Origin of the sequence: Micromonospora sp. NPDC048835, assembly GCF_040649995.1 — a bacterium.
Classification (GTDB): Bacteria; Actinomycetota; Actinomycetes; order Mycobacteriales; family Micromonosporaceae; genus Micromonospora.
Window position 1 is genome coordinate 541886 of record NZ_JBEZGM010000001.1, and the last position, 13970, is coordinate 555855.

General features: G+C 70.9%; 14 protein-coding genes. 6 read left to right on the forward strand and 8 right to left on the reverse strand.

Going from position 1 to position 13970, the window contains the following annotated elements:
- Position 1 precedes the first annotated feature (1 nt).
- Positions 2 to 469, forward strand: coding sequence for a VOC family protein (locus tag AB0C15_RS02280; protein ID WP_357347807.1), 468 nt, complete (start codon positions 2 to 4; stop codon positions 467 to 469).
- Positions 470 to 516: 47 nt separating this feature from the next.
- Complete coding sequence (locus AB0C15_RS02285) at positions 517 to 3213, forward strand: AAA family ATPase (RefSeq protein WP_357347809.1); 2697 nt, start codon at positions 517 to 519, stop codon at positions 3211 to 3213.
- A gap of 66 nt (positions 3214 to 3279) precedes the next feature.
- On the opposite strand, the gene AB0C15_RS02290 is transcribed toward AB0C15_RS02285, so the two are convergent.
- The 7 genes from AB0C15_RS02290 to AB0C15_RS02320 form a co-directional block, all read right to left on the reverse strand.
- On the reverse strand, positions 3280 to 3912 hold the full coding sequence (locus tag AB0C15_RS02290) for an SRPBCC family protein (RefSeq protein WP_357347811.1): 633 nt from the start codon (positions 3910 to 3912) through the stop codon (positions 3280 to 3282).
- Positions 3912 to 4385, reverse strand: coding sequence for an SRPBCC family protein (locus tag AB0C15_RS02295; RefSeq protein ID WP_357347813.1), 474 nt, complete (start codon positions 4383 to 4385; stop codon positions 3912 to 3914). The genes AB0C15_RS02290 and AB0C15_RS02295 overlap by 1 nt, the downstream gene beginning before the upstream one ends.
- A 126-nt stretch (positions 4386 to 4511) precedes the next feature.
- Complete coding sequence (locus tag AB0C15_RS02300) at positions 4512 to 5231, reverse strand: hypothetical protein (RefSeq protein WP_357347815.1); 720 nt, start codon at positions 5229 to 5231, stop codon at positions 4512 to 4514.
- 5 nt (positions 5232 to 5236) lie between these two features.
- Positions 5237 to 6847: a hypothetical protein gene (locus AB0C15_RS02305; RefSeq protein ID WP_357347817.1), complete on the reverse strand. Its 1611-nt coding sequence runs from the start codon at positions 6845 to 6847 to the stop codon at positions 5237 to 5239.
- Complete coding sequence (locus AB0C15_RS02310; RefSeq protein ID WP_357347819.1) at positions 6844 to 7710, reverse strand: ATP-binding cassette domain-containing protein; 867 nt, start codon at positions 7708 to 7710, stop codon at positions 6844 to 6846. Before AB0C15_RS02310 ends, AB0C15_RS02305 begins: the two co-directional genes overlap by 4 nt.
- Positions 7707 to 8534, reverse strand: coding sequence for a hypothetical protein (locus tag AB0C15_RS02315; RefSeq protein WP_357347821.1), 828 nt, complete (start codon positions 8532 to 8534; stop codon positions 7707 to 7709). Before AB0C15_RS02315 ends, AB0C15_RS02310 begins: the two co-directional genes overlap by 4 nt.
- Positions 8531 to 9073, reverse strand: a complete 543-nt coding sequence (locus AB0C15_RS02320) for an RNA polymerase sigma factor (protein WP_357347823.1) — start codon at positions 9071 to 9073, stop codon at positions 8531 to 8533. Before AB0C15_RS02320 ends, AB0C15_RS02315 begins: the two co-directional genes overlap by 4 nt.
- A 149-nt stretch (positions 9074 to 9222) precedes the next feature.
- Between AB0C15_RS02320 and AB0C15_RS02325 the strand changes: the two genes are divergently transcribed.
- The 3 genes from AB0C15_RS02325 to AB0C15_RS02335 are packed head-to-tail and all read left to right on the forward strand — an operon-like array spanning position 9223 to position 11725.
- The gene (locus AB0C15_RS02325; RefSeq protein WP_357347825.1) at positions 9223 to 10338 is read left to right on the forward strand and encodes an acyltransferase; all 1116 of its coding nucleotides are present in this window, start codon (positions 9223 to 9225) and stop codon (positions 10336 to 10338) included.
- A 35-nt stretch (positions 10339 to 10373) separates the two neighbouring features.
- Positions 10374 to 10943: a sigma-70 family RNA polymerase sigma factor gene (locus AB0C15_RS02330; protein ID WP_357347827.1), complete on the forward strand. Its 570-nt coding sequence runs from the start codon at positions 10374 to 10376 to the stop codon at positions 10941 to 10943.
- Positions 10940 to 11725 (forward strand): hypothetical protein, encoded by a 786-nt coding sequence (locus tag AB0C15_RS02335; protein ID WP_357347829.1) that lies wholly within the window; start codon positions 10940 to 10942, stop codon positions 11723 to 11725. Before AB0C15_RS02330 ends, AB0C15_RS02335 begins: the two co-directional genes overlap by 4 nt.
- A gap of 67 nt (positions 11726 to 11792) precedes the next feature.
- On the opposite strand, the gene AB0C15_RS02340 is transcribed toward AB0C15_RS02335, so the two are convergent.
- Entirely contained in the window at positions 11793 to 13148 is a 1356-nt protein-coding gene (locus tag AB0C15_RS02340; RefSeq protein WP_357347831.1) for a glycosyl hydrolase family 18 protein, read from the reverse strand.
- 136 nt (positions 13149 to 13284) lie between these two features.
- Between AB0C15_RS02340 and AB0C15_RS02345 the strand changes: the two genes are divergently transcribed.
- Complete coding sequence (locus AB0C15_RS02345; protein ID WP_357347833.1) at positions 13285 to 13734, forward strand: cupin domain-containing protein; 450 nt, start codon at positions 13285 to 13287, stop codon at positions 13732 to 13734.
- Positions 13735 to 13970 lie beyond the last annotated feature (236 nt).

Genomic DNA, 13970 nt, shown 5'->3' on the forward strand with positions numbered 1-13970 from the left:
CATGAGCGGAGTCACCAGAATGCACCACATTGGAGTGCCGGTAAGCGATCTGGAGCGGTCGGTGCGGTGGTACGAGGACGTCCTCGGCATTGCGCCGAACGGCGTGACGATCTCGGCCACGAACCCCGCGATCGGTGCGGTGGTGGAGGTCGAGAACCCGTCGATGCGGGCATCGTTCGCGCTGGCCGGTGACAATGTCCTGCTGGAACTCATCCAGTACGACAGCCCACAACCGATGCCCTTCACCGGGCGCAACTGCGACGTCGGGGTCATGCACCTGTGTTTCGAGGTCGACGATCTGGACGCGGCGCACCGTGACCTGGTGGAGCGGGGCGTGCACGTCAACGCGGATCCGGTCGTGCTCCAGGACGGCGACGGCGTCGAGGCGGGTGCCCTGGCCGGCACGAAGATCCTCTATCTCCGCGACCCCGACGGTATCCAGCTGGAGCTGTTCGAGCCCCCCGCCTGAGGCACCACTGTGGATACCATCGGTCGGCACGAACGACCGGAGGGAGCATGGTCGAGATCAGGTCGGGTTGGTTCGTCGCACGTAGGACGGAGCTGGACGAGATCGCCGCGGTGACGGTAGCTGCGGCGGCGGGCCGTGGCGGAGCGGTGCTCGTTCTCGGTGACGCGGGGATCGGCAAGTCGACGCTCGTCGACGAGGCCGCTGTGCCGCTCGACGAATGGCAGGTGCTGCGCGCCGGTGGTATCGAGTTCGAGAGCGAACTGCCCTTCTCAGCTCTGCACCAGCTGTGCGCGCCGGTGCTCGACCACCGTGCCGGGCTTCCCGCACCGCAGCGGAGCGCGCTCGACACGGTGTTCGGGCTGCACACCGGGGTCACGCCGCCTCCGATGCTCGTCGGCCTGGCCGTCCTGGGGCTGCTGAGTGCCGTCGGCCGGCGTCGGCCGGTGTTCTGCGCGGTCGACGACGTGCAGTGGATCGACGCCGGCTCGCGGCAGGTCCTGGCCTTCGTCGCGGCGCGCCTGGCGGTGGAGCGGGTCGCCATGGTCTTCGCGGCCCGTGACGCCGCCTCGGTGCCGGAGCTAGGACGCCTACCCACCCTCACTCTCACCGGGCTCACCGACTCGGAGGCCATCACCCTGCTGCGGTACCGGACGCCGTTCGGCCACGAGGCATCGATCGTGCAGCGAATCCTCTCCGAGGCGGCGGGCAACCCTCTCGCCCTGGTGGAGTTCGCCCGCGACGCCGGGCCGTTCGGGCTCCCCGGGGACGTCGGGCGCGGTGCGGTGGAGCACCGCTTCGTGAGTCGCTTCCTGCGGCTGCCGGCACCGACGCGCTCGGTCCTGGCGATGGCCGCGGCGGATCCGACCGGCGACCTCGCTCTGCTGCGGCGTGCCATGGCGACCCGAGGGCTGGACGCCGGGGACCTGGCCGGAGCCGAGGACAGCGGCCTGTTGGTGACAGGTGCCCGGGTGCATTTCCCACATCCGTTGGCACGTTCCGCGGTGTACCTCTCGATAGGTGCCGGGGCGCGACGGCACGCACACGCGGCACTCGCCGCCGGGACGGACGTCGACGTCGACCCCGACCGTCGCGCCTGGCACCAGGCGAACGCCATCAACGGCCCGGACGAGGAGACCGCGGCAGAGCTGGAGCGTTCGGCGGGACGGGCGCGGCGCCGCGGTGGACTCGCGGCCGCGGCCGCGTTCCTCGAGTGTGCGGCCCGACTGACACCGGGCCGGTCACGGCAGGCCCGCCGGTTGTTGTCGGCGGCTCGGGCACGGTTGAGGTCGGGGGCACACGCTGCCGCCCGGGAGTTGGTCGACGAGGCCGAGCGCCTTCAGCCGGAGCCGGCCGACCGTTGCAGCGCGCGGCTGCTGCGCGCGACGATCGACTATCACGTGGCGCGCAGTATCCCGGCCACGATCGCGCTCATCGACGCGGCGGACGGCATGGGACCCGATGAGGTCCGCGAGACCTACCTGGAAGCCTTCGCGTCGCTCATGTTCAGCGTCGACGAACCCGGGAGGTTGCGGCGGCTCGCCCTGCACATCCGGGAGCGGGTGCCGCAGAGTGTGTCCCCGCGTCCGGTCGACCTGCTGTTGCAGGCTCTTGTCGTGCAGAACCTCTGCCCGGTGGACGAGGCGATGCCCCTGATGCGCCGCACGGTCGACGCCTTCCGGGAGCACTCCCGCACGCCCGACGCGGATCCGTGGTGGATGGAACGAGCCTGCGTGTTGAGTGTCGACCTCGGCGACAGCGACGCCATGGAGGAGATCACCGACCGTCAGGTGGAACTCGCCCGGGCGCAGGCTGCCTACGCGATCCTTCCCCACGCGCTGCGTTTCCAGGCGACCGCCCGAATGATCGTGGGTCGCTTCGCCGACGCGTACGCCTGCATCACCGAGGCGCGTGCGGTCGACGAGGCCGCGGGGACGTCGAACCTCATCGGGTCCGACCTGATGCTCGCCGCGTGGAGCGGGGACACCGACCGGTTCCGGGAGATCCAGGAGAAGCTGCGTGGCTGGTTCGGGGTGAACTTCACCGCGCTGCACTACGCGAACGGCGTGCTGTGCAACGGCATCGGCGATCACGAGGCCGCGCTGGACGCGTTGCTTGTCGTGCGGGACCAGCAGGGGCGTGGCGCGTACGCCGTCACCGCCTCTCACCACGAACTGGTCGAGGCCGCCGTGTACGCCGGACGTCCCGAAGACGCCAAGGAGTCGGCCGAGTGGATCGGCACCGTGGCGCGGATCAACCCGAACGGGTGGACGACTGGCGCGCACCTGTTGGCGTGTGCGCTGCTCGATCCCGGGCTGGGCGCGCAGGCGCACTACCGTGCGGCGATCGACTGTTTCGCCGCAACCAGCTTGCGGGTCCACTACGCGCGTGCCCGCCTCCTGCACGGGGAGTGGCTGCGACGGGTCGGCCGCCGCGCCGAGGCGCGGGTGGAGTTGCGTGCCGCGCACGATCTGCTCGCCACCATCGGCGCGCGTGGGTTCGCCGCTCGCGCGGCCCGCGAGCTGGATGCCATCGGCGAACCGACCCTGGCCGACCACGCCGACCCGCTCGTGGGGCTGACCGCACGGGAGCTGCTGGTGGCCCGCAAGGTCGCCTCCGGAGCAGGCACCAAGGAGGTCGCCGCGCTGCTGTTCGTCAGCCCGCGCACGATCGACGCCCACCTGCGCAACCTCTACCGCAAGCTGGGCATCACCTCCCGCCGGCAGCTACGCGAACTGCTCCGCTGACCGAGCCGGTCCGTCGAGCGACGAACGGCCCCGCCGGCACGGGACCGACGGGGCCGTCGAGTCGCGTCAGCGTCGGGCCCGCTCACACTCCTGTTCGGCGAGCGTCTTCAGCTCCGTCAGCCACGTCTCCAGACCCGCGCGGAGAGCCGTGGTGGAGTACGCGACGTCCTGCTCGACCTGGCCACCGCGCCACGTCTCCTCGGTGCGCACGAGAACCCGGCCGTCGACCTCGGTGAAGGTCCACACGTGGTCCCCTTCGTCGATGCTCAGCCCCGCACCGATCGCCGGCCCGTTCCACCGAAGGCACCTCTGGTTCTCGAGCTGCCGGACGGTGGACGTGACGATGAGCGTCGTGGCGGGGCTCAACGGGGTCTCGGGCACCGGCGTCGTCCAACGGAACGATGACCCGGGACGCAGGGGGCCACGGTCGAGCCGCTTGCTGGAGAGGACAGCCGTCTGCCACACCGGCCAGCGTTCCACGTCGGTCTGGATCCTCCAGACCGTGCGTAGTGGAGCGGCGATCACCGTCTCGGTCCGATAGCGGATCTTCGCCGCGCTGTCGACGGTCTTTCCCGCGCACCGCAGCGCGGCGCGGTCGGGGCCGTCGTCACGAGCGGCCTCGGCCCGAGCTGGTGCGCCGGCGACGCCCAGAAGACCTGCCGCCACCACCGCCGCGACGGCGATCACACGGTGTCTCATCAGGCAGCCGCCTGCTCGGCGGTGCGCTTGAGTCGTTCCAGCCAATCGGCGAGGGTGACATCGAGACCCTCCTGGAACGACGCGGGGTCGGCGTCGACGGGCGGGCCCGCGAAGGATTCCTCGGTGGACACCTGCACGCCGGCGTCGACCGGAGTGAGCGCCCAGACGTGGACGCCGATGACGCCGTCCGGTCCGCCACCGTGTCCCCGCCACACGAGGCGTTCCCGTGACCGTACCTGGACAATCGTCGACTCGATCTCCATGCCCGCCGCCGACCAGCGGAACACGGAGCCCGGCGCCAACGGGCCGGACGTTTCGATGCGTGCGTACGGGACTTCCGGAAGCCAGGTCGTCCACGCGTCGACGTCCGTGAGGATCCGCCACACGGTCTCCGCCGAGGCGGTCACCGTGACGCGGTGGCGGCTGAGCACCGGGGCGGACAGGTCGATGCCTGCCTCCTCGGCCTCCGTCATGTTCTCCATCCTGAAGCCCTCTCTGCGGTCAGGGACGATCGGAACACCGGGCGTGGCTGAACCGCTGGATCCACGCCCGTCAGGTCCGATCGTGCCAAGACGGCAATGGCCGCACATCGGCAAGAATTACCTACTTCGCGGTGGGCCGGAGAGCCTCACGCTCAGCCTCGCCCGGGTAGACCGGCGGACGGTGAGCACCCCGACGGTCGCCACCGATGATCCTGCCAACAGCACCATCCAGCGGTCGTGGGCCGGGTCCCAGGTGTCGCCCATGCCGACGAGAAGGGCCACCGGGGTCGGCAGCAACGCGACCACGGTCACCCCGGACAACAGCATCGGGGCGGCGAGTGGACTGCCGATCCCGCGCGACGAACGCCGCCAGCCGACCGCCGCCGCGAGGAACGCGACCGCCGTGACTGTCGCGGCCTCGCGGGTCAGGTCCGCGTACGGCAGTGCCGCCGTCTCCCGCCCGGACCGGGTCACCAGCAGTGCCGCGGCCCAGCACGCGCCGCCGACGAGCGCGACGGCGACCGCTCGGACCAGCGCGCCGAGCCAGGCCGGCACCGGCAGGGTCTCCGTGGTGGGCTTTGCGGCGTCGTCGAGCGCGAACGTGACGCCGAGGCCGATGCAGGCCATCGCCAACCGCAGCAACGTGATGTGCTCGTCGAGGGGCAGGAGCGACCCGGTCACGGCCGGTGGGGTCACAATTGCCACCCCGGCGATCCCGGCCGCCAGCAGCGGGACAGTCCGCGTCGCCCGCAGCGTCGGCCAGACCAGCACCATTGCCGTCCGCAGTCGCCCGCCCCGCCCCGGCGCGGCAGCGCCGACGGGGTCTGCGCTGGACATTCGGCTCAGGCGGTGCACGGAAGCTCACCCTGATATTCGGACGGCGGCTGGACCGGCACCCCGAAGATGGCGCCGAAGCGCTCCAGCGGTGTGTCGGGTGCGGTCAGCTCGGCCCAGTGCCGCTCGACGAGCGGCACCACCACCTTGTCGTCAGCCGGCCGCTCCAACAGCGCCAACGCCGACGCCGCCGCCCGGTCCTGCGCCGAGATGCCGTACATGGCGGAGTAGTCGGCGAAGACGAGCGCGCCGGTGCTCGACTCGTCCAGCGAGCGCACTCCGGCCAGGGTGGTCGGCGACGCTCGCCCGACCAGCCACACCAGGAGCGCCCCCCGCGCCCCGCAGAGATAGTTCCCCCCGTCGTGCGCCTGCCCGGCCATCAGCCGGTACGCCACCCCCGAGGCGAGGACGGCGGCTGAGCGGTCGTCGCCCCACCCGGTGCCCACCCGCACCGCCTCCGGGGTGCCCGCCGCCGCGTCCTCGGCTTTCCACCCGGCCACCGTGCGCATGTCTTCGGCGACAGAACCGGCCTGCCCCTGTGCGGAGATCTCGTCGAGCGCGGTCCGTTGCCGCACCGCAAGCGGCGGCCCGGACACGGTGGCGCTGTCCGGTACGACCTTCCGTACCGAGGTCACCACCGACTCCCAGCCGGCGACGAATCCGTCGAATCCGTCGAAGTAGCAGTAGGTGACGTCGTCGCGCCTGACGCACGACTGGATGCTCGCCGCCCGGTCCTCGACAGTCGCGCGGGCCGCCGCGATGCCCGGGTCGGGTCGCGACTGGGCCAGCCCACCGCCGACGCCGAGGATCAGCCCGACGGCGAGCCCGGCCGCGACGACCGACCGCCGCGCCCTGGTCCGGGCCAGCACCGCCGTGACGAGCAGCACGGTGATCCCGACCAGGTAGACGAGGTGCCGGGCCGCCGGCCGGTCGGCGACGCCGGCGGGCACCGGAGCCAGGAACTCACTGATGTAGACCGGCAGCAGGAACCGCCACCCGGCGTCGATGATCGCCACGGTGATCGCCGCGAACTCCACCACCAGGACGAGCAACACGAGCAGTGGGGCGATCAGGGCGGAGCGGATCAGGACGCCGGCAAGCACCCCGGCCGCACCGAGGAGCAGGGTCAGCGCTGCTGGCGTCACCAACGTGGCGACGTCGGCGTTTCCGGCCGCGCCCGGCAGGACCGCGGAAACCCCGACCCGCACCCCGACGAGCACGAGGCTGAGGCCGGCCAGCGGGAGCAGCGCCAGCAGGAACCCGCCCACCCGCCACGCGGGCGGTAGCACCAGCACGTCGTAGGACGCGTCGACCCTGTGCCGGCTCGCCCGTAGCGTGACCAGGTTCGCCACGATCAGCGCCGACCCACCGAGGATCGGCAGCGCGAGCAGTTGGATGGTGATCAGCTCATCGGGGAGCACCGGATATCTGTTGGCCGAGCCGGACAGCCAGCCCCACAGCCACGGGCCGAGGAACAGGAGCGACGCTGCGATGGTGAGCGGGTGTCGCAGCATCCGGATCGACTCGAACCGGGCGAGTGCGAGGAGCGCCTTCCGACGCCCGTTGCTGGACGACGGCGTGGGACGGGTCGGCGCGTCCGCCGTCAGGGTCGCGGTCATCGCGCGCCGCCCGCGGTCACCGGCGCGTCCGCGCCGACAAGCGTCAGGTAGCCGTCCTCGATCGACGGCTCCACCAGCGCAGCCCCGGGTGGCGGGTCGCCGACGTGCCGGTGCAGCCCGGTGCCCGTGCGCCACGACGCCAACGCCCCGGCCTGCCGTTCCGCGCTCGTCCACACCCGCCCGGCGGCCAGTGCGGCCAGCTCCGCCGGGGTGCCCTCGAACCGCACCCGACCCCGGTCGAGGACGACGACCTCCTGGCACAGCGACATGACGTCCTCGGTCTGATGGGTGGAGAGCAGCACCGTCTTGCGCTCGCCGAGGTCCGCGATCAGCTCCCGGAACCGCAGCCGCTGCTCCGGATCGAGGCCGACCGTCGGCTCGTCGAGGATGACGAGGTCCGGGTCGCCGACCAGGGCGGCCGCCAGCGCGAGCCGCTGCCTCATGCCGCCGGACAGGGTCCGGATCCGGGATCGCCGTCGGTCGTCGAGGCCGACGGCGGAGAGCACCCGGGCGACCTCGGCGTGCCGCGCCGACCGGTGGGTGAGCTCCTTGAGGATCGCGACGTAGTCGACGAACTCGAACGCGGTGAACGACGGGTGGAAGCCGGGGTCCTGCGGCAGGTAGCCCAGCAGCCGCCGGACCGCGAGCCGCCCGGACGGTGTGCTCGGGTCGTGGTCGAAGACCCGCAGCGTGCCGCCGTCGGCCGGCAGGGCGGTCGCGACGATCCGCAGCAGCGTCGTCTTGCCCGCGCCGTTCGGACCGAGCAACCCGGTCACCCCGGTACGCAGTGTGAATGACACGTTCTCAAGCGCTGTGGTGCGCCCGTACCGCAGCGCCAGGCCGGCTGCCCGAACGGCAGTCATGGGATTCTCCTCATCAGGGTGGGGACGTGGTGACGGTCGTAGGTGCCGCGCTGACGGGACAGCGCCACGGCGGCGACTGCGCCGACCAGCACGGCGCCGACCTGCCCGGCCACTGTGAAGACGAGCCGTTCGCCGAAGGTGGCGGCGACCACCGTTGCCCAGCCGACGCCGACGACGACCGCTGCCGCTGCCGCGCCGAGCCGCGTCGACAGCAGCAGCGACAGCAGGGTCAGGGCGAGCGACGGCAGGAACCAACCGGTGGCGCGCAGGCCGTACTCGTAGATGAAGAGGCTGGCCACGGCGGACAGCGCGGTGGTCGCGGCCAGGACCGCGAGGCACCGCAGCAGCAGTAACCGGAACGAGCGGATCGGCGCGACCACCGCGATCTCGTGAGTGGGGTCGATGCCGGGAGCGAACGACACCGCGACCGCGACAAGCGGCAACAGCGGGGCCACGGCGAGGAACACGAGCGGATCGGTGAACATGGCGACCGTTGCCGTCGACACCGCCGTGACCGCGATCGCCACGAGCCACGACAGCCGCAGCGCCGGCGTCGCCGCGAGCAGCCGCGCGGTGTGGTCGGGAACGCCGACCGCGATCATCACCCGTTCGACAGGGCCGGGTCGCGGCGCGTCCAGGGCGGCGTCGAGGCGGGCCCAGCCTCCGTCGACCGCCGACCCCGGGCCGGCGGTGGCGGTGACGGCGAGGCGCTCGCGGCACGCACCGCACGCGGCCAGGTGGGCCTCCGTGGACCACAGACCAGGGGCGGTGAGGGTACGGCTGGCATAGGCGCGGATGTCCTCGTCGAGCAGGTGCCAGGTCATGTCAACTCCTCTCGCAGCTGCCGGCGGGCCCGCATCGCCCGCGTCTTGACGGTGCCGGTGGGGATGCCGAGCAGGACGGCGGCCTCGGCGGTGGAGAGGCCGTCGAGGACCGTGGCGCGGATGACCGCGCGCAACTCGGGCGAGAGGCGGGCGAGGGCACCGCCGAGGTCGCCGTGCTCGAGACCGATCAGCACCTGCTCCTCGGCGGACGACTCGTCGCCGCCGCGCAGGCGGGCCAGGAGCCGGCCGAGCCGGTCACGGGACGTGCGGCGACGCAGTGCGTCGATGAGTCGGCGCGACCCGATCCGCCACAGCCAGGCGGCAGGGTCGGTGTCGCGGGGTCGGAACGAGGCCGCGGCGCCGTTCCACACGGCCAGGAACGTCTCCTGTACGACGTCGTCGACGAGGGCGTCGTCGGCGCAGCGGTAGCACAGGCGCAGACGTAGCCACGGCGCGTGCCGGCGGTAGAACGCCTCGAACGCGTTCCGGTCGCCGCCTGCGGTCAGGGCCAGGAGGTCGGCGTCGTCCTGGGCGGTCATGCCTACCTATCGCAGCGGGACCGGGTTTCGGTTCGCGATACCGGCCCGGCTTCGTACGAGGGTGGTGACGGTGATCACCTGTAGCACTTGACGCGGTGCTGCACATGTCAGTCCTGGATGCAGTCGTGTGTCCAGGACAGGAGCAGAGTATGACGACCGCGATGCTCGACCGCGCGCCGACGCCGCTGCCGCTCCGCAGCCCTCCCGGGCGGGCGCCACGGTTGGCCGTGCTGGACGGGTTGCGGCTGATCTGTGCTCTCGCGGTGGCCGGATACCACTTCGGCGACTCCTGGAGGTTGGACGGGGTGCACCCGCCCGCATACTTCCTGCCGGACGCGGCACCGGTGCTGATCTATGGCTTCCTCGGCGTCGAGACGTTCTTTCTGATCAGCGGATTTGTGATCCTGATGAGCGGCTGGGGGCGCACCGTCCGCGAGTTCGCTGCCTCCCGCGCCGCGCGACTCTACCCGGCGTTCTGGGTGTGTGTGGTGACCACGACAGTCGTGACGGCAGTGCTGCCGATCAACGGCGGGCTGCCGTTTCCGCAGCAGCCGGACGGGTGGGGCGTGCTGGTCAACCTGACCATGTTGGCGGAGCCTCTCAACACGCCCCTGGTCGACACCGTGTACTGGACCCTCTGGATCGAGCTCCGGTTCTATCTGATCGCGGCGTGCGTCCTTGCCGCCAAGCTGACCGATCGGGGAGCAAAGATGTTCGGTGCCGTGTGGCTGGCCGTCGCCGTGATCATGCCCGCTTTCCGGGGTGCCGCCCTGGACGAGGTGGTGATGTCCGATTTCGCGCCGTACTTCGTCGCCGGAATCACCCTGTTCCTGCTTCGCCGCAACCGATCCGATCGATGGCTGTGGGTGCTGTTGCTCGCCGCGTGGCTGGTCAGCCTGCAGCGCGTGCACGAGCGGACCCTGGAGTTGAAGCCCGGCTTCGAGGTGCCCGTCTGGCCGGCACCGGTACTGCTCACCGCGGTGTACCTTTTGATGCTCATCATCGCGCTGGGCTACACCGACCGGGTGAGCATGCGCTGGCTGGCCACCGCTGGTGCGCTCAGCTACCCCTTCTACCTTCTGCACCCACGCATTGGATACAGCGTGATCCGCACCGCGTACGAGGAGACCGGCCTCCCCGCGTCGATACTGATCGGCGGCACCGTGCTCGGCCTGCTGGCGGCGGCCTGGCTCGTCCATCGGTTCGTCGAGCGCCCGCTCGCCCCCGTGGTCCGCGGGTTGGTTCTGGGCCGGCGACGACAGTGACCGGCAGACGCAACGCGCCGCCCAGGAGGAAGAGTGTGGATCCAACGAACGCGGATGCCGATGCCGCCTTCCGTGAGCTGTTCGAGGCCGCGTACGACGATCTGCTGCTCTTCGTCGAACGCCGTGCGCACCTCGCCGTAGCCGACGACGTGGTCGCCGAGACGTTCCTGATAGCGTGGCGCCGCTTGGATGACGTACCGGAATCACTCGACGAGGCCCGCGCCTGGTTGTTCACCGTCGCCCGCAATGTTCTGCGCAATCGGCAGCGCAGCGACCAGCGGCAGCAGAGCCTCGCGCTTCGTGTCCTGCGGGAACCCGATGCTCCGAGCAGCGCCGAGGCCGACCTCGCGGCTACCCGCGTCGACCTGGTCGAGGCGTGGCAGCGCCTGTCATCCGCCGATCAGGAAGTGCTGACGCTGACCGCGATCGAAGACCTCACCGGGCCGCAGGCAGCACACGTACTGGGCATTTCCCGGCCCGCGTTCAGCCTGCGCCTGCTGCGCGCCCGCCGCCGCCTGCGTCAGCATCTTGCTCAGCAGCCGACCAGCGAACCCGCACACGTCCCCGCACCAGCCGGCCCTTCCCGACGCGGAGGCTCCGCATGACCCACGACGATGCCCTCGACCAGGCAATCCGCTCTGCCGGGGTCCCGGTACCCGCCCGCGTCGGGCAGGAACCCGCGCGAGAACTGCTCGAGCGGATCGTCGCCACTGATCGGCGACCACGCCAAGCACCAGCGCGCGCGCCGCACCGTCGGCCTCGCCTGGCGCTCGCCGGCGCGGCCGGAGCGCTCGCCGCCGCTGTCGCCTTCACCCTGACACTCGTCAACGCTGGTCCCGCGTTCGCGTCGTGGACAGCCCAACCGAGCCCGATCTCGGATACCGAGGCACGCGACCTCGTCGGCAAATGCCTACCAGCCCAGGAGGCGAGCGTCGCGAGGGTGGTCATCGGTGAGAAACGCGGCGAGTACGCGTACGTGAACGCCGTGACGCCGGCTGGCAGCCAGACGTGCTTCCGCGATCGCGACGGAGTCGTGACAGATACCAGCATCCTCACCGTGTTGACCAGCGCCGAGCGGCTCGGCGCCGGGGGTGTCGAGCTGTACTCGTGGGGTCAACTACGCACCGACGAAGGTTACGTCCGGATCATGGCGGGACACGTTGGCGCACAGGTGACGAGTGTGGAGATCACCTTGTGGGCCGAGGACGGCGATTCGTCCCGGACGGCGCGGGCAACCGTTCACGACGGTTACTTCGGCGCCTGGTACCCCGAGGGCCTCGATGAGTCGAACAGCAACACGACCACACTGACCGTCCACCTTGCGGACGGCAGCGCGGTGGCCAACCTGTCCGCCAGGGAACTGTACGAACAGCCGAAGCTGGACTGAGCGGGTGTTTCGGCAGGGGTGGCCTACCGCCAGCCGTGAGGCCGGCTGGCGGTAGGCCAGTCGCCGGTCAGCGGCCCTGGAGGCGCTTCACGTTGTCGCCGAAGGTCCACCCCTTCGACCCGTCCCAGTTCGCCGACCAGGTCATCAGACCCTTGAGGCCGGGTACGGAGTTCCACGCCTGCGTGACCAATGACGTCGACAGGTGACCGCCGCCGGCCCCGATCTGCGCGGGCAGGCCCGGGACCTGCTTGTCGTACGGCACCCGGATGGTGGTGCCCTGGATGGTGAGCCCGTTGTTCAGGCACTGGGTCTGCACCGTGAAGCCCTGCACGGTGCCCGCCGGGTACGAGTCGCCGGCGCAGCCGTACATGCTGCCGTTGTAGTACTGCATGTTGAGCCACCAGAGCCGGCCGTTGTCCACGTACTTCTTGATGATCGGCAGGTACGAGCCCCAGATCGAGCCGTAGACCACGCTGCCGCCGGTGACGTAGGCCGTCTCGGGAGCCATGGTGAGGCCGAAGTTCGACGGCATCCGGGCCAGCACACCGTCGATGATCCGGATCAGGTTGGCCTGCGACGTGGACAGGGTGTTGATGTTGCCGCTGCCGGTCAGGCCGGTCTCGATGTCGATGTCGATGCCGTCGAAGTGGTAGGCCGTCAGGATCGGCACGATCGTCGCGACGAACCGGTCGGCGACCGCGCTGGAGCTCAGGTCGATGCCTGCGGCAGCTCCGCCGATCGACATCAGGATGGTGGCGCCGGCGGCTTTGGCCTGGCACATCTCGGCCGGGGTGGCCACCTTCACGCCGGCGTCCATGCCGTTCTCCCAGAGGACCGTGCCGTCCGAGCGGATCACCGGGAACGCCGCGTTGATCACGTTGTAGCCGTGCTGGACGAGCCGGCTGTCGGTGATCGGGATCCAGCCGAGGCCGGGGTGAACACCGTTGGAGGCGCCGTCCCAGTTCTCCCAGTAGCCCTGCAGCACCTTGCCGGTGGGCCGCGACTTCACCGCGCAGGTCCCACCTGTCGGCGGCGGCGTGGTCGGGGGAGGAGTGGTGGGTGGGGGCGTGGTGGGTGGCGGGGTCGTCGGCGGCGGCGTGGTGGGCGGCGGTGTGGTGGGCGGCGGTGTGCCTCCCGAGCACGCGCCCAGGTCCCGCCAGAGCGACGGGGTCGCGGCCGGGTTCCAGCCGGCGCCGGGGTGCGCGGTGTGCGTGACGAGTGCCTGGTAGAGCCGGCTGCTGTAGGTGACCTGGGCACCCGTCTGGTAGGTGGCGCCCTCGGCCCAGGCCGGTGCGGTGCAGGCGACCATCGGGCCGGCGTTGGCCGAGGAGACGGCCGCCATGCTGCTGGGGACGAAGGCGACGGCGGCGGTGAGAGTCATCGCCGCCCCGGCGACCACTGCGAAAATTCGACGGCTTCTCATGGCTGACTCCCCAGGCTTCGACGACCCGCGACCTCCACATATTGACGTTCGTAACGCCTAATATCAAGGGTTGTTTACAGATCCGGGGGAGTAGACGAGGGCAGGTGGAGTGGCGGTCCTGGTGGAGACTCGGTTCATGTCGATCACTCCCGCCACCCTGGCCGCCGTGAACCTGTCCGAGGCGCTTGCGTCCTTCGACGACGTCTACAGCCCGCGGATCGTGACCCGGATCAACGATTATGACGTGCGGATCGCCCACACCCGGGGCGAGCACGTCTGGCACGTGCACGAGGACACCGACGAGTTCTTCCTGGTGCTGGACGGCCAGTTCGATGTGGCCTACCGCGACGAGGGCGGGCAGGAACACACAGTCGTCCTGCGGCAGGGCGACACCTTCGTGGTTCCCAGGGGCACCCCACACAAGCCGTCCTCACCGGGCGGCTCGATCCTGATGTTCGAGCCGACCGGCACCTCCACCACCGGCGACCGCCACGAGGGTGCCATCCCTGATCACGTGGACAGCACCGCTGGACACGCACTGGCGACTCTGGACTCCGGCGTCTCCGACGGGCACGTTTCTGGTTAGCGCCCTGGTCGTGGCCTCCCTGCCGCGGCTCGTGGGCCGGCATCGCCGCTGGACCACCATCGCGTACTGGTGAGACGACTCCTCCCAGAGGTGGGAGAGAGCCCGGCGCGCGTCGCCACGGTCACCTGTCGACAACCCCGCCAGGAGCCGCGGCGTCTCCGGCCATGCTGACCCGGTCGGGGCACCGGGCGTCGGTGGTGCACGTGATGCCCCAACCACACCTCCCTCCCTGGAGG

Coding starts and splice junctions, on each gene's coding strand:
- AB0C15_RS02280 (WP_357347807.1), top strand. CDS start 2: ATGAGCGGAGTCACCAGAATGCACCACATTGGAGTGCCGGTAAGCGAT.
- AB0C15_RS02285 (WP_357347809.1), top strand. CDS start 517: ATGGTCGAGATCAGGTCGGGTTGGTTCGTCGCACGTAGGACGGAGCTG.
- AB0C15_RS02290 (WP_357347811.1), bottom strand. CDS start 3,912: ATGAGACACCGTGTGATCGCCGTCGCGGCGGTGGTGGCGGCAGGTCTT.
- AB0C15_RS02295 (WP_357347813.1), bottom strand. CDS start 4,385: ATGACGGAGGCCGAGGAGGCAGGCATCGACCTGTCCGCCCCGGTGCTC.
- AB0C15_RS02300 (WP_357347815.1), bottom strand. CDS start 5,231: ATGTCCAGCGCAGACCCCGTCGGCGCTGCCGCGCCGGGGCGGGGCGGG.
- AB0C15_RS02305 (WP_357347817.1), bottom strand. CDS start 6,847: ATGACCGCGACCCTGACGGCGGACGCGCCGACCCGTCCCACGCCGTCG.
- AB0C15_RS02310 (WP_357347819.1), bottom strand. CDS start 7,710: ATGACTGCCGTTCGGGCAGCCGGCCTGGCGCTGCGGTACGGGCGCACC.
- AB0C15_RS02315 (WP_357347821.1), bottom strand. CDS start 8,534: ATGACCTGGCACCTGCTCGACGAGGACATCCGCGCCTATGCCAGCCGT.
- AB0C15_RS02320 (WP_357347823.1), bottom strand. CDS start 9,073: ATGACCGCCCAGGACGACGCCGACCTCCTGGCCCTGACCGCAGGCGGC.
- AB0C15_RS02325 (WP_357347825.1), top strand. CDS start 9,223: ATGACGACCGCGATGCTCGACCGCGCGCCGACGCCGCTGCCGCTCCGC.
- AB0C15_RS02335 (WP_357347829.1), top strand. CDS start 10,940: ATGACCCACGACGATGCCCTCGACCAGGCAATCCGCTCTGCCGGGGTC.
- AB0C15_RS02340 (WP_357347831.1), bottom strand. CDS start 13,148: ATGAGAAGCCGTCGAATTTTCGCAGTGGTCGCCGGGGCGGCGATGACT.
- AB0C15_RS02345 (WP_357347833.1), top strand. CDS start 13,285: ATGTCGATCACTCCCGCCACCCTGGCCGCCGTGAACCTGTCCGAGGCG.